A 23,366-nucleotide genomic window follows, 5' to 3' on the forward strand; every position below is an offset into this window, starting at 1 on the left:
CCGACATTAAAATCAGGTTCTTATGAATTCTTTGCTTCCAGAGCTGCTACTGCAGGTAACTTCTTACCTTCAACAAACTCAAGGAACGCACCGCCACCTGTCGAGATGTAGGATACTTTATCTGCGATGTCGTATTTATCCACAGCGGCTAGCGTGTCACCACCACCAGCAATAGAGAAGCCCTGGTTCTCAGCGATCGCCAGAGACAGTGTCTTGGTACCTTCACCGAACTGGTCAAATTCAAATACACCGACCGGGCCGTTCCAGATGATCGTACCTGCATCTTTCAGCAGCTCAGCCAGGTTCTGTGAAGACTGAGGGCCGATATCCAGAATCATCTCATCTTCAGCAACATCGTCTACAGACTTCACGGTTGCTTCAGCCGTTTCAGCGAACTCTTTCGCTACCACAACATCAACCGGCATTGGGATGTTTACTTTCTTCATCAGATCCTGAGCAACAGGAATCAGGTCATGTTCGCACAGAGACTTACCGACAGGCTTACCCGCAGCTGCCAGGAACGTGTTCGCGATACCACCACCAACGATAAGCTGATCAACCTGATCAGACAGCGCAGTCAACACTTCCAGCTTAGTGGACACTTTTGAACCGCCAACAATGGCCGCCAGAGGTCGAGCCGGCTTGTCCAATGCTTTACCCAGCGCATCCAGTTCGCCTGCCAGCAAAGGACCTGCACAGGCAACATCCGCAAATTTCGCGACACCATGAGTAGACGCCTGTGCACGGTGTGCTGTGCCAAACGCATCCATCACATAAACATCGCACAACGCGGCCATCTTCTGAGATAGCGCTTCGTTATCTTTCTTTTCACCTACGTTAAAGCGAACATTTTCCAGCAACACCAGCTCGCCTTCAGCAACATCAAAGCCGCCATCCAGCCACTCTTTGATCAGTGGAACTTCGCGACCCAGCAGTTTACCTATGTGGTTAGCTACAGGCTGCAGAGAGAACTCTTCGTTGTATTCACCTTCAGTCGGACGACCCAGGTGAGACATAACCATCACCTTAGCACCCGCTTTCAGTGCCAGCTCGATGGTTGGCAGCGATGCACGGATACGCGCATCAGAAGTTACTTCACCATTCTTAACTGGTACGTTCAGGTCTTCACGGATCAGAACGCGCTTACCGCTCAGATCCAGTTCGCTCATTTTCAGTACGCTCATTGACGTGCCCTATCAGATATTGAAATGTTTAAATCAGGAATTCGTTTTATTGGGGCTGGAGTCAGCCTCCTGTTTCAATCCCAACCAGTGCTGTGCGACATCTAACATACGGTTGGCAAAGCCCCATTCATTATCAAACCAGCACACTAGCTTGATCAGACGCCCCTCAGACACTTTTGTCTGGGTACCGTCAACCACCGCGGAACGGGAATCGCGGTTGAAGTCTACCGAAGCATGTGGCTCTTCGGTATAACCCAATAGTCCTTTTAAAGGCCCTGTTAACGCAGCGTTCTGTAATAGCTGATTCACCTCGGAAACAGTAGCGACCTTTTCTACATTGATCGACATATCCATCATAGAAACGTTGATGGTCGGCACCCGTACATGCAGACATTGGAACTTACCTGCAAGGTGCGGTAGTAACCGGTCAATCCCCTTATCCAACCCAGTATCAACAGGCACAATGGAGTGCATTGCACTGCGGGTCAGACGTAGATCAGTCTGATGATAACTATCAATTACCGGTTGATCATTCATTGCAGAATGTATGGTGGTCGTGACCCCATTCTGGATACCAAAACGCTTATCCAACAGATCCAGAACCGGGATAATACAATTGGTCGTGCAGGATGCAGCTGAGACCACCGTTTGATCAGCTTTTAACAGCTGTTCATTCAGACCAAAGACGATCGTGGCATCCACGTCGGCAGTGGCTGGTTGTGAAAACAACAGCTTTTTAGCGCCACGATCTACATGGAGGTCGGCTTCTTGACGTGCTTTAAAGGAACCCGAACACTCAAACAGCAGATCGACATCTAACGCCTCCCAGGGTAGATCTTCAGCACCCGTTTTATTCAGGATCTGAATACTGTGACCGCCGATAAGCAAGCGCTTTCCATCATTCTCAACCGATACAGGAAAACGACCATGGGTTGTGTCATAACGGGTCAGATAGGTAACGGTATCCAGATCAGAGAGTTCATTGATCGCCACAACCTCAAACAGGTCCTGCAAGCCATTTTCATAAATAGCACGCAGCACACACTGACCAATACGGCCATAGCCATTGATTGCAACGCGATAACTCAATCTAAAACCCTACCCAGTGTGACTAAATAACTAAAAAGACCCGGTAAGAACCGGGCCTTTTTATGCGTTCCGTTAAAGAACGGATTTGACGGTGTTCACTACATTTTCAGTGGTGAAACCAAAGTGTTTGAACAGATCACCAGCCGGAGCTGACTCACCAAAGGTACGCATACCTACAATCGCACCATTCAAACCAACATACTTGTACCAGAAATCAGCTTGCAGTGCTTCGACAGCCACACGAGCGGTAACCGCAGCGGGTAGAACCGATTCACGATACTCAGCAGATTGCTGGTCAAACAGACCTGTTTCAGGCATAGATACTACACGTGTTTTCACACCGTCAGCAGCCAAAGCTTCAGCTGCATCCATCGCCAGCCCCACTTCAGACCCGGTTGCAATCAGAATGGCATCTGGTTGTCCATCTGTATCACTCAGGATATAGCCACCTTTAGCGATATTCGCCAGCTGTTCTGCTGTACGCTGCTGGTGAGGCAGTCCCTGACGGGAGAACACCATCGCTGTCGGACCATCCGTACGTTCAAGTGCCGCTTTCCAGGCAACCGCTGATTCAACCGCATCACATGGGCGCCATGTGCTCATATTCGGTGTATGACGCAAGTTTGCAACCTGCTCAATCGGCTGATGGGTCGGTCCATCTTCACCCAGACCGATAGAATCATGCGTATATACATGGATCGCACGCTGCTTCATCAATGCAGCCATACGGATCGCATTCCGCGCATATTCCATGAACACCAGGAACGTAGCACCGTACGGAATGAAACCACCGTGCAGAGCGATACCGTTCATAATGGCGGACATACCAAATTCACGGACACCGTAGAATAGGTAGTTACCAGAGGCATCGTTTCTCTCAACACCTTTGCAGTCGGACCACAATGTCAGGTTGGAACCAGCCAGATCAGCCGAACCACCCAACAGTTCAGGTAGCATCGGGCCATAAGCATTCAATGCATTCTGAGAGGCTTTACGGGACGCAATGGTCTCCCCTTTCTCATTGATCTCATTGATCCAGGCATCCGCTTTCTCTGCGAAATCAGCTGGCAGATCACCTGCGATACGACGCAGTAGTTCATCAGCCTGTTCAGGGAACTCAGCACGGTACGCAGCAAAGCGCTCATTCCACTCATTTTCAGCGTGAACACCGGCTTCCTGTGCATTCCAATCTTCCGCAATCTCTGCAGGAATCTCAAACGCAGGATGATTCCACCCCAAACGCTCACGTGTCAGTGCGATCTCATCATCGCCCAGTGGTGCGCCATGGCAATCTTCTTTACCTTCTTTGTTTGGAGAACCGAAACCGATCACCGTCTTACAGCAGATCAGTGTTGGTTGATCTGTATTCTCTTTAGCCTTCTCGATCGCTGCACGAATCTGATCAGCATCATGACCATCAACCGCAGGGATAACCTGCCAGCCATATGATTCAAAGCGTTTAACGTTATCGTCGGTGTACCAACCTTCAACTTCACCATCGATAGAGATGCCATTGTCATCCCAGAACGCGATCAATTTACCCAGACCCAAAGTCCCTGCCAGAGAGCAAGCTTCGTGGGAGATACCTTCCATCAGACAGCCATCACCCATGAATACATAAGTGTTATGGTCGATAATGTCGTGACCTTCGCGGTTGAACTGAGCCGCAAGTACTTTTTCAGCGACAGCAAAACCAACAGCATTCGTGATGCCCTGACCCAATGGACCCGTCGTAGTTTCAACGCCCGGGCAGTAACCATATTCAGGATGACCTGCCGTTTTAGAGTGCAGCTGGCGGAAGTTCTTCAGATCTTCGATAGAAACATCGTAGCCAGTCAGATGCAGCAGGCTGTAGATCAGCATGGAACCATGACCGTTAGACAGTACGAAACGGTCGCGGTTAAACCACTGTGGGTTGGATGGATTGTGGGACATAAAGTCGTTCCACAATACTTCGGCGATATCCGCCATACCCATAGGTGCACCGGGGTGACCAGATTTTGCTTTCTGTACGGCATCCATGCTCAGCGCGCGAATCGCGTTGGCAAGTTCTCTACGAGAAGACATTCACTCAGCTCCTGGGCAGATAGCCCAAATAGAAGGTTCAGGAAAAATTGGGCGCAATTTTCTCGCAGATAGCCATTCGCTTCAAATAAGTTTTGCTATTTATCGGTAAAAATGAGCGAATTTCATTCAAAAAGTGATAATTCTCATCTTCAAAGGGGGTAAAAATATGCATTTAACTAAAGTCGCGAGTACAATACGCCCTTAATTTTTCCGGACGGCTTCCCGCCTGCTAAACTTTCTACGCTTTACGCAGCTGTTATAGCACTGAAGTAAGCCTCTCCTGATCCTCTTTTGAAAGGTAATTATCACGATGAGCGAATACAGCTTATTTACATCTGAATCCGTATCTGAAGGCCACCCAGATAAAATTGCTGACCAGATCTCGGACGCTGTTCTGGATGCAATCATCTCAGAAGACAAACACGCCCGTGTAGCCTGCGAAACGCTGGTAAAAACAGGCGTAGCGGTTGTATCAGGTGAGATCACTACATCTGCATGGGTAGATCTGGAAGATCTGGTACGTAAAGTGATCTGTGATATCGGCTACACCTCTTCTGATGTTGGTTATGACGGTGATACTTGTGGTGTGATCAACATCATTGGTAAACAGTCTCCCGATATCAACCAGGGTGTAGATCGCGCCAAGCCTGAAGATCAGGGCGCTGGAGATCAGGGTCTTATGTTCGGTTATGCATCCAACGAAACCGATGTTCTGATGCCTGCGCCGATCACATACGCCCATCGACTGGTTGAACGTCAGGCGGAAGCACGCAAATCAGGCCTGTTACCCTGGCTGCGCCCGGATGCCAAATCTCAGCTGACATTCCGTTATGAAAACGGCAAGCCGGTTGCTGTAGACGCACTGGTTCTCTCTACCCAGCACAACCCGGATGTTTCACAAGCTGACCTGCGCGAAGCAGTGATGGAGCTAATTGTTAAACATGTTATTCCTGCCGAATGGATCACTAAAGATACGCAGTTCCACATCAATCCAACCGGTAACTTTGTGATTGGCGGCCCTGTTGGGGATTGCGGTCTGACAGGCCGAAAAATCATTGTTGATACTTACGGTGGTATGGCACGCCATGGCGGTGGAGCATTCTCCGGTAAAGACCCCTCCAAAGTAGACCGTTCAGCGGCCTATGCAGGTCGTTATGTAGCGAAAAACATCGTTGCGGCGGGTCTTGCAGACCGCTGTGAGATTCAGGTTTCCTACGCAATCGGCGTTGCAGAACCGACCTCTGTATCGATCAACACTTTCGGTACAGGCCGGATCTCGGACGAGAAGATTATCCAGTTGGTACGTGAGCACTTTGATCTGCGTCCATATGCGATCACTAAGATGCTGGACCTGCTTCACCCAATGTATCAGCCGACAGCCGCCTACGGTCACTTTGGTCGCAACCCATTTGAGATGGAATATAACGGTGAGACCTTCACCGCCTTCACTTGGGAACGTACTGATAAAGCCGATATCCTTCGAGAGGCCGCAGCTCTGTAGCACTCGAATTGCGAATAAAAAAGCACCTCCGGGTGCTTTTTTTATACGTTGTTCCCGCAGAAAGCGAGCACAGATCCATGACCTTGATGGATCTGAAGCTTGAGCAATCCAAAATCTGTGGCAGACTAGACGGCAACCCCATTTACGATGCAAGGCAGATAGCGCAACGATGAGAATACCCCGCTTTTATGAATCCCAACCCATGAGAACAGGTGAAGAGATTACGCTGAGTGATACCGTAGTTCAGCATGTCAGCCGCTCACTGCGCATGAGGCCTGGCGATACACTCAGACTGTTTAATGGTGACGGAAAAGAGTATTCCGCCTCTCTCACTGCCGTTGAAAAGAGAAGCGCCCGTGCCCATATAACTGATGAGCACCACCCCTCCACAGAAACAGATCTGAAGGTGAGTATCGGTCAAACACTCTCCCGCGGTGAGCGAATGGACTTTGCGGTACAGAAAAGTACCGAAATGGGTGTGAGCCATATAACCCCACTGTTTTCTGAACGCTGTGAGGTAAAGCTACCGCCTGAGCGCCAGCAAAAGCGCATCCATCACTGGCAACAGATTGCGATTAGCGCCTGCGAACAATCAGGACGCGTCACACCACCGGAGATAAGCTCGCCGGATACGCTGAAGAACTGGATAGCCTCACAAAATGCAGAGTTGAAGCTGGTGCTACATCATCATAGCGAGCAACCTCTGCAGGAGATGGTGCGCCCCGCTTCCGTCGCGCTTCTGATTGGCCCTGAGGGGGGATTAACAGAGGATGAGGTTGAACTTGCGATTCAACATGGGTTCAAACCATTAACGCTCGGCCCCCGGGTGATGCGGACAGAAACAGCACCCATAGCGGCCCTGACTCTGTTAAATTACCTTTGGGGCGATTTGGGATAATCACAGTTTTAAGGCAAAACGCCCTTAGCTTATAACAGCACGTTGACACAACAGGATAATAGAATGGCGATCAAAATCGGCATTGTGATGGACCCTATTGATAACATCACTTTCAAAAAAGACAGTTCACTGGCTATGTTATGGGCGGCTCAGCAAAAAGGCTGGGAGCTCTGGTATATGGAACAGCATCATCTCTTCTCTCTGGACGGTATTGCTCAGGCACATATGGCCCCACTGCAGGTCGCCATGGATGAAGATCAGTGGTTTGAGCGCGGAGAGTATCAATCCCGAAAGCTGGCAGATCTGGATGTCATTCTGATGCGTAAGGATCCCCCTTTCGATAATGAATTCATCTATACCACTTACCTGCTCGAACAGGCGGAAAAAGAGGGCACTCTGATCGTCAACAAGCCTCAAAGCTTAAGGGACTATAACGAGAAGTTGTTCGCCACCCACTTCCCGCAGTGCTGCCCTCCGGTGCTGGTAAGCCGACATGAAACCATGCTCAGAGAGTTCCATAAAGAGCATGGGGACGTCATTTTTAAACCGCTGGATGGTATGGGTGGATCACAGATATACCGTATCAAAGAGGATGGACTGAACCTCGGTGTCATCATCGAAACACTGACAAATTATGGCCAGCAGACCATAATGGCACAGAAGTTCATTCCCGAGATCGTCGATGGAGATAAACGGATCTTACTGGTCGACGGCGAACCGGTTCCCTACGGACTGGCCCGCATACCCACCAACGGCGAAACCCGCGGCAATCTGGCAGCAGGTGGACGTGGAGAGGGACGCGAGCTTACCGAAAGGGAGTACTGGATCTGCGAACAGATCGCTCCAACACTGAAGGAAAAAGGGTTATTATTTGTTGGATTAGATGTGATCGGCGATTACCTGACCGAAATTAATGTCACCAGTCCAACCTGCATTCGTGAACTGGATAATCAATTTGGTCTAGATATAGGAATGCAACTCATGGATGTGATTGAAGCCAAGCTGGCCAATCAGTAATACTTTACTGGAGCAGGAATAACAGAGTGACTACGGTAACGACACAAGCGGTTTCTGCTATAGAGCGTTTCGGTTTTACTCTGTTTTTTGCTACAGCTCTGCATGCGGTGGCTATTATCGGTATCTCCTTTACGGCCGAAACTACCAAGCCACCGCAACAAACCATCGAGGTTACTCTGGCTCAGTTCCAGCAGGAGAAGAAACCTAAAGAGGCTGACTTTATCGCGCAGGCCAATCAGGAGGGTAGCGGTAGCAGCGAAGAGAAAAAGCTGCCTTCCACTCCGCAACGAGCCAATTTCCATGATGAAAAACGCAAACGTCTGGCGCCCTCGCAAACCAGAGCGATCACCAATAGCCAGCAACCTACACCTTTAACCTCTGCTGAAGCCAAACCTAACAACAAACCTGCCCCTGAAGCTAAAGCCAAGACTGCCAAACGCCAGGTCGTTACAACACAGAAAGTGGCGCAACAAAAGGCCCCTGATAAGATTCAAAAAAAGAGAGAAAAAACAGCCACCAGCAGTAAAACCGGTAATACCAGCTCTCTGCTCAGCCGCAGTTTGGAGATTGCGAGCCTTCAGGCAGAACTGGACTCTCATCGCGAGATGATGGCGAAGAAGCCACGCGTCAAACGACTTACTTCAGCCTCGACCCAAAAACGTGAAGATGCGCTCTACCTGGAAAACTGGCGTAAGAAAATTGAGAACGTCGGTAACCTGAACTATCCAGAAGAGGCTCGCAGAAACAAGCTTTATGGGCGTTTACGCCTTCTGGTAGCCATTAAACCAGACGGTGCTGTTCACTCTATTGAGGTCCTTGAGTCATCCGGCCAGACAGTCCTGGATGATGCAGCGATCCGAATTGTCCGTCTGGCTGCACCATTCCAGCCGTTCCCCGTAGAGATCCGCAAGAACACGGATATTCTGGAGATAATTCGTACCTGGAAATTTGAGAAAAAAGCATCGGTATACTAAGCCTTAATACAGCATACGTAATATGGGCCCACCAATATGACAACACCCTGTCATTCTCTGAGAAACCACCTACTCATCTCAATGCCCCACTTACAGGACCCGCACTTTTCACACACTGTTACCTATATCTGTGATCATAGTGAGTATGGGGCGATGGGTCTGGTCATCAATCGTCCGATTGGCATCACTCTGGCTGAGCTATGTGATCATCTGAGCATACCCTGCCTCTCAGTTGCTAACCAACAGAGGGAGATTTTCAGCGGAGGACCCGTTCGGAGCGATCGCGGCTACGTTTTACATAAGGCCGATGACCCGATGGACTGGAGTAGCAGCCACTGCGTAACGGATAACATCCTACTCTCGACCTCACTCGATGCCATAGAAGCGGCCGCAGCGGGCCAATTTAACCACAACTATCTGATTGCATTGGGTTGTGCTGGCTGGGGACCGGGGCAGCTGGAACAGGAGCTTAGCAATAATGTCTGGTTAAGCTGTCAGGCAAATTCAGATATACTCTTCACCATTCCGGCTGGCGATCGTTTGCAGGCAGCCGCATCAATTCTGGGCGTCAACCTTGATCTGCTGACCGCTCATACTGGACACGCCTGAGCCTACATAAATAAGGTTCTGGCAACCCTGAAGGTTAAAGCAATCAATGAGCAATGTGATCAATCAAGCGCTGGCTTTTGATTTTGGTACATCACGAATCGGCGTCGCAACAGGACAATCGATCACGGGCACCGCTACTCCCCTCTCCCCCATCACTGCACGTGATGGCATTCCTGATTGGAATAAACTCACAGCCCTGATAGATGAGTGGCAGCCGGAGGCTCTGGTTGTCGGCATTCCGCTAAACTATGACGGCTCAATCAGTGATATGGCATATCGCGCCAGGAAGTTTGCCAACCGCTTGCATGAACGGTATAAAACGCCCTGCTATTTAATGGATGAACGTCTCTCAACTGCAGAAGCAAAAGAGATCCACTTCGCAGCCGGTGGCAGTGATAACTTCAAAGAGGAATCGGTCGATGGTATTGCGGCACAACTGATTCTGGAAAGCTGGTTTAACTGCGACATCCGAATTCCAAGCCACACCCGACTGGAGGAGGCCTATGACAGCCAACGCTCTTAATGCTGATGCACTACTGGAAAAAATGCAGCAGGAACTCAGCGCTTTACTATCTCAGGGCAAACGGCCTGACCCGTTGATGATCGGCATCCACACTGGCGGGGTCTGGCTCGCAGAACGGTTACATCGATCTCTAGGGCTATCCAGCCCTCTTGGGGTCCTAGACATTTCGTTCCATCGGGATGATTTTGACCAAAGTGGGCTCAACCCTAAAGTGCAGCCATCAAAGCTCCCCTGCCCAACTGAGGGACGCCATATTATTTTGGTCGATGATGTCATCATGAGTGGTCGCACTATCCGCGCCGCCATGAATGAGCTGTTTGATTTTGGCCGCCCTGCTTCTGTCACGCTGGTCACCTTGCTTGACCTACAACAACGCGAACTGCCCATTCAAGCCGATATTATTGGTGGCACTTTAGCGATCAGCGCCGACCAGGCTGTAAAACTTACCGGTCCAGAGCCACTGGCTCTGGAGATTCGTAACCGTTCTGAAGACTGAGTTAACATCATGTTTGAACAAACAGATCCGAATCAGATTCAGCTTACCGATGAAGGTGAACTGAAGCACTTTATCACGACAGAAGGCCTGTCTCGTGAGCTGCTGACAGAGATTCTGGATACCGCAGACTCCTTTGTGGATATGAGCGTCAAGCAGGTCAAAAAAGTACCGCTGCTCAGAGGTAAAACCGTTGTTAACCTCTTTTTTGAAGCGAGCACCCGTACACTATCCACCTTTGAGCTGGCAGCTAAACGTCTCTCAGCCGATGTACTCAATCTGAATATCAGTACCTCCTCAACATCCAAAGGGGAGACACTCAAAGATACATTGATGACACTTCGTGCAATGCATTCAGATATGTTCGTGGTCCGCCACTCCAGTAGTGGTGCCGCTCATTTTATTGCAGAGCACGTCACCCCGGATGTTGCCGTCATTAATGCCGGTGACGGCCGCCATGCACATCCGACCCAAGCGATGCTGGATATGCTCACAATTCGTCAGGCCAAAGGGGACTTTACCCCTCTGAGCGTGGCTATCGTCGGCGACATTCTGCACTCACGGGTTGCCCGCTCGCAGATCCACGCCTTGAGAACGCTTGGTGTCAGTGATATTCGCGTAATTGCGCCTAATACACTGCTACCCCGTCATATAGAAAGCCTGGGCGTAAAGGTATTCACCAATATGCAGCAGGGGATCAAGGATGTGGATGTCGTCATGATGCTCCGTCTACAGAAGGAACGAATGAATACTGCGCTCCTGCCAAGTGAAAGTGAGTTCTATAAGTTATATGGGCTGACAATGGACAAACTCGCCCTGGCTAAACCGGATGCCATTGTGATGCACCCTGGACCAATCAACCGCGGAGTGGAGATCGCTTCTTCTGTCGCTGATGGTGAACGCTCCCTGATCCTCGATCAGGTAACCAATGGCATCGCAGTACGTATGGCTGTCATGTCAATGGCGATGAGTGGACAAGCAAAAAACCGTCCTAACTTGACCGGGGTTGGAGAGTAGTCACGATGAACATTCTTATTCAAGGTGGTCGCGTCATCGATCCGGCCAATCAGATCGATCAGATCACAGATCTTTATATCTCAGATGGAAAAATTGCAGCGCTAGATGCCGCCCCGGAAGGTTTTGAGCCTGAACAGACAATTGATGCCAAACATCAGGTCGTCTCACCGGGCTTTATCGACCTGTGCGCGCACGCTCGTGAGCCCGGACCATCGCAAAAAGGGTCTATCAAAACCGAATCCGCGGCTGCAGTTGCGGGTGGTATTACTACGATGGTTACCCCACCCACCACTACACCGATTGTCGATACCTCAGCCGTTGCTGAGCTAATCAAAGATCGATGTGCAGAGGCGGGTAAGATGCAGATCCTGCCTATGGGCGCCCTTACCAAAGGACTGGAAGGCGAACAGCTGGCTCCCATGGCCGCCCTCGCAGCGTCAGGTTGTATCGCATTCAGTAACGTCCGGATGCCGATCGCTAACTCATTGATCATGATGCGCAGCCTGGAGTACGCCGCTACGCACGATCTGCTGGTGATCTTCCAGCCTCAGGATGCTGCGCTGGCCAAAGGAGGCTGTATGCATGACGACAGCACCTGTACTCGCCTTGGCCTTAACGGCATCCCTGAGTCGGCTGAAACTATTGAGGTCGCACGCTGCCTGCTTCTGGCCGAACAAACGGGCGTACGCGCCCACTTCGGGCAGCTATCCTGTGAACGCTCAGTCCGTATGATCACGGAAGCCAGAGAGCGTGGTTTACCGGTGACCGCCGATGTATCGATCCAGAATCTGCTTTTAACAGATGAAAACGTGAATGGTTTCAGTAATGATTTCCATCTGATCCCGCCACTACGTAGTCAACTTGACCGTGCAGGGCTGATACAGGGTTTACTCGGGGGAAGCATTCAGGCGATCTGTTCTGATCACCAGCCTCATGAAAGAGCCGCCAAAGAAGCCCCCTTTGCAGATACAGAGCCGGGTATGATCGGATTAGAAACCCTTCTGCCGCTCTCTTTGCTACTGGTCGAGCAGAAGATGTTGGATCTACCGCAACTGATTGAGAAGCTGACTACTGCACCTGCGTCTATTCTCGGCCTTGAATCCGGATCATTAGCCGTAGGCAGCCCAGCTAACATCTGTATTTTTGATCCAAACATTGAGTGGCAACTCACGCCTGAGAACTGTCACTCTCGCGGCAAGAACACCCCTTTTATGAACTATCCACTGAAAGGTAGGGTCACCTGTACCCTATTTGAGGGGAAAGCTGTATTTCAACTCTGAATTCCCAGATATAAAAAAAGCCGTGACTCTTTGAGCCACGGCTTTTTTTTGCGCATCGAGCGGGTTACATACTCTTCACACCCGCATCACCTTTCATATGCATATAATCATCCTCATCCTGCAGGTCAAATGACTGCCCGTCATCACCCGCCAGTTCCGGATTGGTATCCGCACTCAGTTTAATCATCAAACGCAGGTCGTTTGCTGAGTCCGCATGAGCCAAGGCTACATCATAGGTAATCGCGCCATCTTTATAGAGCGTGAACAACGCCTGATCGAAGGTCTGCATGCCAAGGTTAGTGGATTTTTTAACCACATCCTTAATCTCATGCACATCTCCCTTACGAATAAGATCCTGTATCAAAGGCGTATTAATCAACACCTCAATCGCAGCACGACGGCCTTTACCATCTTTGGTTGGCAGTAGCTGCTGGGCGATGATCGCTTTGAGGTTCAGGGACAGATCCATCCATAACTGATCATGATGTTCAGGCGGGAAGAAACTGATAATACGGTCCAGCGCCTGGTTGGCGTTATTGGCGTGAAGAGTTGCCAGAGTAAGGTGACCTGTTTCCGCAAAGACCAGACCATGCTGCATCGTCTCGCGAGTACGAATCTCACCCATCAAAATCACATCCGGTGCCTGACGCAATGTGTTCTTCAACGCCACATCGAAAGAATCAGTATCGATGCCGACCTCTCGCTGAGTAATAATGCTCTGCTTATGGTCATGCACATACTCGATCGGATCCTCAATTGTAATGATATGCCCACGATGATTAGTATTTCGATAATCGATCATCGAGGCCAGAGAGGTTGATTTACCGGTCGATGTTCCGCCCACAAACAGAATAAGTCCACGCTTCGTCATGGACAGATCACGCAAGATTGGAGGCAGGTTCAACTCTTCCAGGCTGGGTATGTAATCACTGATCTTCCTCAGTACCATACCCGCCGAATTGCGCTGAAAGAATGCAGACACACGGAATCGGCCTAAACCAGGAGCACTGATCGCGAAGTTACACTCATGCGTGCCTTCAAATTCAGCCAGCTGTTTATCATTCATGGTACTGTATACCAACGCACGCGCCTGTGAGGGCTTAAGCGTGTCCTTGGTGAGAGGTTTCAAAGTACCATCCACTTTGATTGTCGGTCTGGCTCCCGCTGTTACAAACAGGTCGGAAGCATCCCGCTCAACCATGACTTTCAGTAATTGCGTAAAATCCACGCTTTTCTCCTAACTTCCCGGTTTAGAACTGCTGAGGATTAGCTGCCCTGTCTCTTGCAGTCTCCCGAGAGATCATACCCTTCTGAACCAGCTCTTGCAGCGACTGATCGAGGGTTTTCATACCAAAAGACGCGCCCGTCTGAATAGCAGAGTACATCTGCGCCACTTTGTCTTCTCGAATAAGGTTACGAATCGCCGGCGTACCTATCATAATCTCATGTGCCGCGACACGGCCACCGGTTGGCTTTTTCAATAGCGTCTGAGAGATAACCCCCATAAGGGACTCTGACAGCATCGAACGAACCATGTCTTTCTCGGCAGCAGGGAACACATCGATCACACGGTCGATGGTCTTAGCCGCTGAGGTTGTATGCAGCGTTCCGAATACCAGATGCCCGGTTTCTGCTGCGGTCAACGCCAAACGAATAGTTTCAAGGTCACGCATCTCGCCCACAAGAATAATATCCGGGTCTTCACGCAACGCAGAGCGCAGGGCATGGGCAAAGCTGTGAGTATCACGATGCACTTCTCGCTGGTTTACCAGACACTTTTTACTCTCATGCACAAACTCAATCGGGTCTTCGATGGTCAGTATATGATCGGCACGGGTCTCATTGACATAATCAACCATCGCCGCCAGGGTTGTACTCTTACCGGAACCTGTAGGCCCGGTTACCAGTACTAATCCACGCGGTTTATCCGACAGATCCCTGAACACTTTCCCCATATCCAGATCTTCCAGAGTTAGCACTTTACTCGGAATCGTACGGAATACGGCACCCGCACCACGATTCTGGTTGAAAGCGTTAACACGGAATCGGGCTAAACCGGGTACTTCGAAGGAGAAGTCTGTTTCGAGTACTTCCTCATACTCTTTACGCTGCTTATCATTCATAATGTCGTAGATAAGCGTGTGTACGGCTTTATGATCCAAAGGGGGGAGCTTGATACGGCGCACATCACCGTCAACACGAATAACAGGCGGCATCCCCGCAGAGATATGTAAGTCGGAGGCGCCTTGTTGTACGGTGAATGATAGAAGTTCAGTAATATCCATAGTGTTCCTGCCACCCGGCACTGCTAATGTATTTAAGGATAGTTCTAGCAGAATACCCGGCGCAATCCAATTGCTAAGGTCACAAATATATGTCTAGCATAGCAAATAATATTCATATGGTTCAGCAGCACCTCTCTGAGACTGCTAAAAAGTACCATCGGAACTCCGAGGAGATAACACTGCTCGCCGTTTCAAAAACCCGTCCTGTTGATGATATTAAGGATGCCTATCTGGCCGGGCTTCGCCATTTTGGCGAAAACTATCTTCAGGAAAGTCTGGAAAAGATCGATACGCTCAAGTCTCTGGATATCTGCTGGCATTTTATCGGACCCTTACAGTCCAACAAAACACGGGCAGTTGCTGAAAACTTCCACTGGCTACACACCGTTGCACGATTCAAGATAGGCCAGCGCTTGTCAGACCAACGTCCTCCTGAGATGCCTCCCCTGAATATCTGCGTACAGGTTAATATTAGCGAAGAGGAGAGCAAATCTGGATGTTCAGTAGCTGAGTTGCCCAAGCTAATCGAACAACTCAGTCAACTGCCCAACATTATAGTCCGAGGTCTGATGGCGATCCCCACAGCAACGGATAATACCGAGCTGCAACGTAAAACCTTCGCCCAAATGAAACAGCTGCTACTTGAATTGCAGCAAAACCACCCTCACTTAGATACATTATCCATGGGCATGTCTGGCGACATGGCAGCGGCAGTGGCGGAAGGCTCGACAATGGTGCGCATCGGCACAGCTATTTTTGGCCCCCGAGCACCTAAAACTGCTCAGTAAGTCCCTATCAGATTGAATAAGAAGGAATCCATTTGTGAGTACTCAACCCGTTCTGGCATTTATCGGCGCAGGCAACATGGCACGCGCAGTCATTGGTGGTCTTATCAGTAATGGCTATCCGGCTGAAAAAATCTGGGCGAGTGAGCCTGATGCCACGCGTTTAGATGACTTAAAATCCCAGGGGCTACAAATTACCAGCGACAATAACACGGCAGTTCAGGCTGCAGATGTTGTTATTCTGGCGGTCAAACCACAGGTTCTTAAACAGGTTAGCGAAGCGATGGTGTCAGCCGTCCAGACGTCGAGACCTCTCATTGTATCAGTAGCGGCAGGGATCATGACTACCAGTCTGGATCAATGGTTAGGTGGCCAAACCGCCATTGTCCGCTGCATGCCGAACACCCCTGCTCTGGTTCAGACCGGCGCCAGCGGTTTATATGCTAATCAGCAGGTCTCTACTGAACAACGTAATCAGGCGGAAACCGTGCTACAAGCTACGGGGATCACTCTATGGGTAGATACAGAGTCGCAACTCGATGCAGTGACCGCAGTATCCGGTTCCGGGCCTGCATATTATTTTCTGGTAATGGAGTCGATGATTGCCGCGGGTGAAAAGCTCGGCCTCTCTAAGGATATTGCCACGCAACTAACACTACAAACCGCATTAGGGGCAGCGAAAATGGCCCAGAGCAGTGATGTCGATCCGGCTGAACTTCGCCGCCGCGTGACCTCGCCGAACGGTACAACAGAACAGGCGATCAAACGCTTTATTGATGGGGGGTTACCTGAACTATTTGATGACGCATTGCAGGCGTGCAACGACCGTTCAGTAGAACTGGCAGAAGAGTTAGGCAAGGCCTGATAACAGGCTACGATCAAAGGTTCAACAAAACCCAACTTAGCTCTATACTTCCTATTGTTGAACCTTTATTCCCTGTTTCTCTATTTTATCAATCACATAGGCTGAATTATGGCACAGGATCCAATCATTCTGATTATCCGCACACTGGGGGAGATGTACGCATTCATCGTGATTATCCGCTTCCTTTTGCAGATATCACATGCCGACTACTACAATCCGATTTCTCAGGCGATTGCCCGCCTGACTAACGTGCCAGTTCTGGCACTCAGTCGCGTCGTCCCACGTATCGGAAGGATCGATTTTTCCGCATTGCTTTATGCCATCGCCATTAAAGTCGCTGTTCTCTGTTTGATCGTTCTGTTTTCCGAGATAGCAATGCCCAACCTGTTGCAGCTCGCCATGCTCGCTATTGTCGGTGTGATTGATGCGATCTTAACCATCTATTTCTGGGCCGTACTGGGCTCAGTCATTATCAGCTGGGTGGCTCCCGGCAGTTATCACCCGGGGCCTCAACTGATTCAGCAGATCACTGAACCTCTTTTCAATCTCGCCCGAAAAGTGATTCCCCCCATTGGTGGACTAGACCTTTCACCCATTCTGATCTTTATCGTGATACAGCTGATCCAGTCGCAATTAAGCAGATTGCTGTTCTAAATGGCTTGGTATGAGTGGCAGGCGGAAGATCTAATTCTGCACTGCCATCTTCAACCGAAAGCCAGTAAAGATGAATTTGCAGGTTTACATGGTGACAGTTTAAAAATCAGAATTTCGGCTCCACCGGTTGACGGTAAAGCCAATAGCCACCTGATTAAATTTCTTGCCAAACAGTTTGGCGTGGCTAAAAATGCAATAACCATCGTCAAGGGCGAGCTTGCCCGAAAAAAACGCGTTAAAATAGAACAACCAGAAACGATTCCTGAATCATTAAATATTGAGACTCCCTAACGTGACAGCACAACATCATCTATCTCTAGGTCGCGTACTCATCTTCTACGAGATGTGAAGCTCGACGCCCGGTGCGCCGCACCCTTATCTATGTTCCCTGTTGAAGTTACTGAGTAGAGTCGAATAGTGATGCCTGCTGTTATTCCAGAAGATTCCGTAGGAATTGTTGAACCGCAAAAGATAGAATTCACTGAGCCATTACAGCTGCAGTGTGGACGCGTTTTGCAAAGATACCATCTAATGGTAGAAACCTATGGCGAGCTAAATGAAGCCCGCTCTAATGCCATACTGATCTGCCATGCCCTCTCTGGTAATCATCATGTCGCCGGTTACCACAGTATGGATGACAAAAAACCAGGGTGGTGGGATTCCGCTATCGGCCCCGGCAAAGCGATCGATACCAATAAATTCTTTGTTATCGGGTTAAATAATTTAGGGGGCTGCCACGGCTCCAGTGGTCCAAACCAGATCAACCCCGAAACCGAAAAACCTTACGGCCCGGATTTCCCCATCGTTACTGTCAATGACTGGGTAGAAAGCCAGGCCCGACTAGCCGACTATTTCGGAATTTCTCAATTCGCAGCTGTCGTTGGAGGCAGCTTAGGAGGGATGCAGGCTCTGCAGTGGTCTATCAATTATCCCGACCGCCTGCGTCACTGCATGGTTATTGCGGCTGCACCGAAACTATCTGCGCAAAATATCGCATTCAACGAGGTGGCCCGGCAGGCGATCAGCCAGGATCCACAGTTTCATCATGGTCACTACTATGAGGAGGATGAGGTCCCTCGTGTCGGTTTGATGCTTGCGCGCATGCTGGGTCATATCACCTACCTGTCAGATGATGGCATGCGCAGCAAATTTGGCAGAGAGCTCCGCTCCGGGCAGATCAGCTATGACTTCACCCCCCAGTTTGAAGTGGAATCATATCTACGCTATCAAGGTGAGCGCTTTTCGACTGCTTTTGATGCCAACACCTATCTTTTGATGACGAAGGCTCTGGATTATTTTGATCCGGCATCTGAATCAGGTACTGAGTTGCCTAGTGTCCTGAAACAAGCGAAAGCGAAATTCATGGTCATCTCTTTCACGACCGACTGGCGTTTTTCTCCGGAGCGTTCAAGAGAGATCGTTGACGCCCTGGTTGAAGCGGATAAACAGGTGAGTTATGCCGAAATTGAAGCGGCTCAAGGGCATGATGCCTTTTTGATCCCTATCCCACGCTATCTGGATCTCTTTTCCGCATATATGCAGCGGGTTGAAGCAGATACACCAGAGCTGCAGAATAAGGAGTCCATCTGATGCGTGCTGATTTAGAACTGATCAAAGACTGGGTAGAGCCCGGCAAACGCGTACTGGATCTCTGCTGTGGCGATGGCGAGTTGCTCAACTACCTCCAGAATGAAAAACAAGCATCTGGATACGGTCTTGAGATAGGCCCTGACAATATCACAGCCTGTGTTCGCAAAGGGGTCAACGTCATTGAAAAAGATATCGAAGAGGGACTCGCTTCAATCAAGGATAACACCTTCGATACGGTTATCATGACACAAGCGATCCAGATTATGATGCGCCCTGATGAGATCGTCGATGAGATGTTGCGCATCGGCAAAGAGTGCATTGTAACCTTCCCGAATTTTGGTCACTGGCGAGCTCGAGGTTATCTGGCCTTCCGTGGGAAAATGCCGGTTTCCAAGTTCCTGCCCTATACTTGGTATAACACACCTAATACTCATTTCTGTACGTTTAAGGATTTTGAACGGCTCTGCGTTGAGCGCAATATCTACATAATGGAACGTACAGTTGTGGATAATGAACACCAACACCGGTGGTGGATTCATCTCTGGCCTAATATGCTGGGTGAGATCGCCATCTACCGGATTACTAAATAAAATGGGGCAGATCATGAATCGACTCGCGAAATGGACATCAGCTACGCTGTTAGCAGCGATAGCCTTGGTTAGCCAGCCGTTATTTGCCGAACAATTTGTAGCGCACGGCGATTATGAGGTGCATTACAACGCCTTTAACAGCACATTTATCCAGCCCGATGTTGCAAAAAATATAGGTATACAGCGTAGTAAGCGTAAAGCTTTAGTGAATGTTTCAGTTCTGAAGATAGAGGGTGACAAGAAAACAGCGGTCACCGCTGTGGTCAGCGGCAAAGCGACCAATCTGATCCAGCAAACTCAGGAGATCGGCTTTTCAAAGATCGATGAGGGCGATGCCATCTACTACCTTGGGCAGTTCGGTTTCACTGATGATCAGGTCATACGTCTCGCTTTGGACGTCCAGCCGGATCCGAACCAACCGGCCTTCCAAGTGGAATTTGAACAACGTTTTTATGAAGAGTGATGCTCTTTAATTCCAGAAGGCGCGCTTGCATGCGCGCCTTTTTTTATTCTGTTAATGCAACATAGCGATACTATTGTGATCAATCAAATTGTCCTGGCCAGTGGAAATAAAGGCAAACTCAAGGAGTTCAACCAGATCCTTAAGGCTCTTCAGGTTGAGGTCCTCCCTCAATCGGATTTTAACGTTTCTGATGCTGACGAAACCGGACTCAGTTTCGTTGAGAATGCCATTCTGAAAGCCCGGCATGCAGCAGAGATCACTGGCTTACCAGCACTCGCAGATGACTCCGGCCTTGAAGTCGATGCCCTCCAAGGTGCACCCGGAATCTACTCCGCACGTTTTTCAGGCAGTGAGGCTACCGACGAAAAGAACAACGCACTGTTACTGGAAAAACTGCATGGTCTCCCGCCTGAACAGCGTTCAGCACGATTTCGCTGCGTCCTGGTCTTTATGCGTCATGCTCAAGACCCAACACCTCTGATCTGTCAGGGCACATGGGAGGGAGAGATACTGACCTCCGCTCAGGGTGAAAATGGATTTGGCTATGACCCTCTATTCTGGATACCTGAACTGCAAAAGAGCTCGGCTCAACTGCCTGCAGAGCAGAAAAACCTCTTAAGCCATCGAGGACAGGCAGTCACTTTATTAAAGCAGTCGATTACACCCTATCTGAAATAAGTCGCCATGAGCCTACAACTCCCCCCTCTCTCCCTATACGTACATATCCCCTGGTGTGTCCGAAAGTGTCCCTACTGTGATTTTAACTCCCATGCACAGAAGGGGGATCTTCCTGAAAAGGCGTATATTCAATGCCTGATTGCAGACCTGAAAGAGGAGAGCAGACTAGCGCAGGGGCGAGAGATCCAGAGCATTTTTATCGGTGGCGGCACCCCAAGCCTCTTCAGTGCTGACAGTTTCAGACGGTTGCTGACTGAGATCGACAAGGTCATTCCTATTCAGCCAGAGGCGGAGATCACGCTGGAAGCAAACCCTGGCACTTTCGAACAGGATAAATTTCGCGGTTACCGATCAGCCGGCATCAATCGTTTATCGATCGGCATCCAGAGTTTTGACGCGCATCAGCTTAAAGCCCTCGGGAGGATACACTCCCCTGATGAAGCGATCGAAGCCGCAACATTAGCACGTGAACTCTTCCCTAAGCTCAATCTCGATCTGATGCACGGACTCCCCGGCCAAACCGAAGCGGGTGCGTTGCAGGACCTGAACCGGGCAATAGCGTTACAACCTGATCACCTCTCCTGGTACCAACTCACGATCGAACCTAACACTGAGTTTAATGTTCACCCCCCTGTGCTGCCGGTTGATGAAGTGCTATGGACTATTCAGGAGCAAGGACAGGAAAGACTGAAACAGGCTGGGTATACACAGTATGAGATCTCAGCCTACGCCCTGCGGGAAAGCAGCCGTGCCCAGCATAACCTGAACTATTGGCAGTTCGGCGATTATATCGGTATTGGCGCAGGAGCCCATGGCAAGCTGACACTGCTGCATGAGCAGCAGATCATCCGCAGATGGAAGCAGAAGCAACCGAAAGCTTATATGCAGGCGATCACCCGTCTGGGTGGCCATTCCCCGATCTCTCAAAAGGAGCTTCCTTTCGAGTTTATGCTGAATGTTCTGAGGCTACATGAAGGGGTCAGTGTAGATCTTTTAACGGCGAGAACCGGACTCACTTCAGATCAGCTTTCAGCACCGCTCTCACTGGCTCGCCAGAAAGGGCTGATGGAGGTGGACGCTTCATGGTTGCGCCCAAGTGAAAAAGGCCGCCTATTCCTCAACGACCTGCTTGAACTGTTTATCGACTGAAGCAGGTTTCACCCAGATCAGAGCTTGACCCGTTTTTTGGCCTGTGCCTGAATATCTTCCACCGCTGAGGGAAGCTCTGCCAAACTGCTAATCTCTGCCGTTGCAGGTTGCACCGTCTTACTGCCGTTTAGATTAACCCAGACGGTCCAGATACCTAACGGGGCGGCACCTGCCACATCATGCTCAGGATTATCCCCAACATGAATAACCTGCTCAGGCCGCAGCCCGGTATAGGCCAGCATCTGCTGAAACATCAACGGATGAGGTTTCATCTTGCCAACCTCATCCGCCTTAAACTGGAAATCGATCAGATCACCTAATCCCACCTTGTGGATATCTGCATTGCCGTTACTTAAAGCACCTAGCTGATAGCCCCGCGCTTTAAGCTCAGCCAGCATTTCACGCGCATGCTCAAAGAAAATCACCTGTTGGCGAGCCTGTATAAACACCTCGAAAGCCTTCGCCATCAAGCTTTCAGTATCTTCGGCTGAATAACCCGCCTTGCGCAGACCATAAGAAAGCTGTGCCTGACGAATCAATGTAACACTGTGAGAAATCTCAGGCATTTCAGCCAGTACCGCTTTGCGTAGCGTGACTAAATCATGCAACTGGTAACAACGGGTGAACTCAGGAGCATGCTCATCCAGCCACTCAAACATCGTCTGATTGGCCTGCCTGATCACTGGATCAACTGCCCACAAGGTGTCATCAAGATCAAAGGTTATACAACGGATCATTTCTTATCCTTTTTATGCGCTCGAGGGTGAGCCCCTTCGTAGACCTGCATCAAGTGCTGGAAATCCAGATGTGTATAGATCTGTGTTGTGGATATATCCTCATGACCAAGCAGCTCCTGAACCGCCCTTAAATCGCCACTGGACTCAAGCATATGGCTGGCGAAGCTGTGCCGAAGTCGATGAGGGTGTACTTTGCCTTGTATATCCAGACGTTTCCCCCAATGATCCATCCTCTGCTGTACGGCACGCACCGTAATCCGACTCCCCCGCATACTGACAAACAGGGCATTTTCATCATAGCCCGCAAGTTCATGACGGAAATCCAACCAGCGATCAATAGCCTGCAACGCTTTACCCCCTATAGGCAGATCCCTCTCCTTCCTGCCTTTGCCCTCCACCCGGAGACTACGGTCTGCCAGATCCAAACTGTGCAGATCCAGGCCCACTAATTCCGATATACGCAATCCAGAAGAGTAGATCAGCTCCATCATAGCAACATCACGCGCTGAAACCGCGTCAGTTACGGGCAGGTCCAGCAGGTGACTTATCTGATCAGCGTCGAGTGTATGGGGTAATTTTCGAGGGGATTTAGGAGCTTGCACCGCATCCGCAGGGTTCTGAGTAACCAACTGCTCTCGAGAGAGATAGCGGTAAAAGCTGCGAATTGAGGAGAGCGATCGCTGAATACTGCTCCCGGCCAATCCCTGACGATGGAGCTGTGCGACAAACTGGCGAATATGCTTCGGGGTCAGAGAGCTCCATTCACCTAACTGTTGCCGTTCCACAAAGGTCAGCAATCGAACCAGGTCCCGGCTGTAGTTATCCAACGTATTAGCGGAGAGCTGACGCTCCGTTGCCAGGTAATAAAGGAACTGTTCCAGCAACGGCTCGTTCAATAGACCATTCCGCCTGATGTAA

General features: G+C 49.9%; 25 protein-coding genes. 18 read left to right on the forward strand and 7 right to left on the reverse strand.

All coding sequences use genetic code 11. The features are described 5' to 3' along the window. Positions 1-20 precede the first annotated feature (20 nt). The 3 genes from Q0882_RS10415 to tkt form a co-directional block, all read right to left on the reverse strand. Positions 21-1,184: a phosphoglycerate kinase gene (locus tag Q0882_RS10415; protein WP_299181165.1), complete on the reverse strand. Its 1,164-nt coding sequence runs from the start codon at positions 1,182-1,184 to the stop codon at positions 21-23. Positions 1,185-1,217: 33 nt separating this feature from the next. Next, positions 1,218-2,273 (reverse strand): glyceraldehyde 3-phosphate dehydrogenase NAD-binding domain-containing protein, encoded by a 1,056-nt coding sequence (locus Q0882_RS10420; RefSeq protein WP_299181168.1) that lies wholly within the window; start codon positions 2,271-2,273, stop codon positions 1,218-1,220. Positions 2,274-2,345: 72 nt separating this feature from the next. Next, positions 2,346-4,340, reverse strand: coding sequence for a transketolase (gene tkt / locus Q0882_RS10425; protein ID WP_299181171.1), 1,995 nt, complete (start codon positions 4,338-4,340; stop codon positions 2,346-2,348). A 310-nt stretch (positions 4,341-4,650) separates the two neighbouring features. Here tkt and metK point away from each other — a divergent pair, with 310 nt between their 5' ends. From metK to Q0882_RS10470, 9 genes are all read left to right on the forward strand, one after another. Beyond that, positions 4,651-5,841, forward strand: a complete 1,191-nt coding sequence (gene metK, locus Q0882_RS10430) for a methionine adenosyltransferase (protein ID WP_299181174.1) — start codon at positions 4,651-4,653, stop codon at positions 5,839-5,841. Positions 5,842-6,010: 169 nt separating this feature from the next. Beyond that, positions 6,011-6,739, forward strand: a complete 729-nt coding sequence (locus Q0882_RS10435) for a 16S rRNA (uracil(1498)-N(3))-methyltransferase (RefSeq protein WP_299181177.1) — start codon at positions 6,011-6,013, stop codon at positions 6,737-6,739. A gap of 63 nt (positions 6,740-6,802) precedes the next feature. Continuing rightward, positions 6,803-7,756, forward strand: coding sequence for a glutathione synthase (gene gshB, locus Q0882_RS10440; protein ID WP_299181179.1), 954 nt, complete (start codon positions 6,803-6,805; stop codon positions 7,754-7,756). Between the two features lie 26 nt (positions 7,757-7,782). Further along, positions 7,783-8,730 carry an energy transducer TonB gene (locus tag Q0882_RS10445; protein WP_299181182.1) on the forward strand — a complete coding sequence of 316 codons (948 nt, stop codon included), beginning with the start codon at positions 7,783-7,785 and terminating at the stop codon, positions 8,728-8,730. A 36-nt stretch (positions 8,731-8,766) separates the two neighbouring features. Continuing rightward, positions 8,767-9,339 carry a YqgE/AlgH family protein gene (locus Q0882_RS10450; RefSeq protein WP_299181185.1) on the forward strand — a complete coding sequence of 191 codons (573 nt, stop codon included), beginning with the start codon at positions 8,767-8,769 and terminating at the stop codon, positions 9,337-9,339. A 46-nt stretch (positions 9,340-9,385) separates the two neighbouring features. Further along, positions 9,386-9,862, forward strand: coding sequence for a Holliday junction resolvase RuvX (gene ruvX / locus Q0882_RS10455; protein WP_299181187.1), 477 nt, complete (start codon positions 9,386-9,388; stop codon positions 9,860-9,862). Continuing rightward, positions 9,843-10,358: a bifunctional pyr operon transcriptional regulator/uracil phosphoribosyltransferase PyrR gene (pyrR, locus tag Q0882_RS10460; RefSeq protein WP_299181189.1), complete on the forward strand. Its 516-nt coding sequence runs from the start codon at positions 9,843-9,845 to the stop codon at positions 10,356-10,358. Before ruvX ends, pyrR begins: the two co-directional genes overlap by 20 nt. Before the next feature lie 9 nt (positions 10,359-10,367). Beyond that, positions 10,368-11,372 (forward strand): aspartate carbamoyltransferase catalytic subunit, encoded by a 1,005-nt coding sequence (locus Q0882_RS10465; protein ID WP_299181192.1) that lies wholly within the window; start codon positions 10,368-10,370, stop codon positions 11,370-11,372. 5 nt (positions 11,373-11,377) lie between these two features. After that, positions 11,378-12,652: a dihydroorotase gene (locus Q0882_RS10470; RefSeq protein ID WP_299181195.1), complete on the forward strand. Its 1,275-nt coding sequence runs from the start codon at positions 11,378-11,380 to the stop codon at positions 12,650-12,652. Between the two features lie 64 nt (positions 12,653-12,716). On the opposite strand, the gene Q0882_RS10475 is transcribed toward Q0882_RS10470, so the two are convergent. Both Q0882_RS10475 and Q0882_RS10480 read right to left on the reverse strand, forming a co-directional pair. Beyond that, positions 12,717-13,880, reverse strand: a complete 1,164-nt coding sequence (locus Q0882_RS10475; protein WP_299181198.1) for a PilT/PilU family type 4a pilus ATPase — start codon at positions 13,878-13,880, stop codon at positions 12,717-12,719. A gap of 22 nt (positions 13,881-13,902) precedes the next feature. Continuing rightward, entirely contained in the window at positions 13,903-14,937 is a 1,035-nt protein-coding gene (locus tag Q0882_RS10480; RefSeq protein ID WP_299181201.1) for a type IV pilus twitching motility protein PilT, read from the reverse strand. Between the two features lie 89 nt (positions 14,938-15,026). On the opposite strand from Q0882_RS10480, the gene Q0882_RS10485 reads away from it, so the two are divergent. From Q0882_RS10485 to hemW, 9 genes are all read left to right on the forward strand, one after another. After that, positions 15,027-15,725, forward strand: coding sequence for a YggS family pyridoxal phosphate-dependent enzyme (locus Q0882_RS10485; protein ID WP_299181204.1), 699 nt, complete (start codon positions 15,027-15,029; stop codon positions 15,723-15,725). 34 nt (positions 15,726-15,759) lie between these two features. Then, the gene (gene proC / locus Q0882_RS10490) at positions 15,760-16,587 is read left to right on the forward strand and encodes a pyrroline-5-carboxylate reductase (protein WP_299181207.1); all 828 of its coding nucleotides are present in this window, start codon (positions 15,760-15,762) and stop codon (positions 16,585-16,587) included. 108 nt (positions 16,588-16,695) lie between these two features. Further along, a complete protein-coding gene (locus tag Q0882_RS10495) occupies positions 16,696-17,241 on the forward strand; it encodes a YggT family protein (protein WP_299181210.1) in 546 nt (181 codons plus the stop codon). Then, the gene (locus Q0882_RS10500) at positions 17,242-17,532 is read left to right on the forward strand and encodes a DUF167 domain-containing protein (protein ID WP_299181212.1); all 291 of its coding nucleotides are present in this window, start codon (positions 17,242-17,244) and stop codon (positions 17,530-17,532) included. 129 nt (positions 17,533-17,661) lie between these two features. Next, positions 17,662-18,831, forward strand: a complete 1,170-nt coding sequence (locus Q0882_RS10505) for a homoserine O-acetyltransferase (RefSeq protein WP_299181215.1) — start codon at positions 17,662-17,664, stop codon at positions 18,829-18,831. Then, complete coding sequence (gene metW / locus Q0882_RS10510) at positions 18,831-19,421, forward strand: methionine biosynthesis protein MetW (protein WP_299181218.1); 591 nt, start codon at positions 18,831-18,833, stop codon at positions 19,419-19,421. Before Q0882_RS10505 ends, metW begins: the two co-directional genes overlap by 1 nt. 13 nt (positions 19,422-19,434) lie before the next feature. Continuing rightward, positions 19,435-19,884 carry a DUF4426 domain-containing protein gene (locus Q0882_RS10515; protein ID WP_299181221.1) on the forward strand — a complete coding sequence of 150 codons (450 nt, stop codon included), beginning with the start codon at positions 19,435-19,437 and terminating at the stop codon, positions 19,882-19,884. Between the two features lie 75 nt (positions 19,885-19,959). Continuing rightward, positions 19,960-20,562, forward strand: a complete 603-nt coding sequence (locus Q0882_RS10520; RefSeq protein ID WP_299181224.1) for an XTP/dITP diphosphatase — start codon at positions 19,960-19,962, stop codon at positions 20,560-20,562. 6 nt (positions 20,563-20,568) lie between these two features. Further along, positions 20,569-21,711 carry a radical SAM family heme chaperone HemW gene (gene hemW, locus Q0882_RS10525; RefSeq protein WP_299181226.1) on the forward strand — a complete coding sequence of 381 codons (1,143 nt, stop codon included), beginning with the start codon at positions 20,569-20,571 and terminating at the stop codon, positions 21,709-21,711. Positions 21,712-21,728: 17 nt separating this feature from the next. Here the strand turns inward: hemW and Q0882_RS10530 are convergent, their stop codons facing one another. Continuing rightward, positions 21,729-22,448, reverse strand: coding sequence for an HAD family hydrolase (locus tag Q0882_RS10530; protein ID WP_299181229.1), 720 nt, complete (start codon positions 22,446-22,448; stop codon positions 21,729-21,731). After that, complete coding sequence (xerC, locus tag Q0882_RS10535) at positions 22,445-23,344, reverse strand: tyrosine recombinase XerC (RefSeq protein WP_299181232.1); 900 nt, start codon at positions 23,342-23,344, stop codon at positions 22,445-22,447. Before xerC ends, Q0882_RS10530 begins: the two co-directional genes overlap by 4 nt. Positions 23,345-23,366 lie beyond the last annotated feature (22 nt).

This window comes from uncultured Neptuniibacter sp. (assembly GCF_947498015.1).
Classification (GTDB): domain Bacteria; phylum Pseudomonadota; class Gammaproteobacteria; order Pseudomonadales; family Balneatricaceae; genus Neptuniibacter.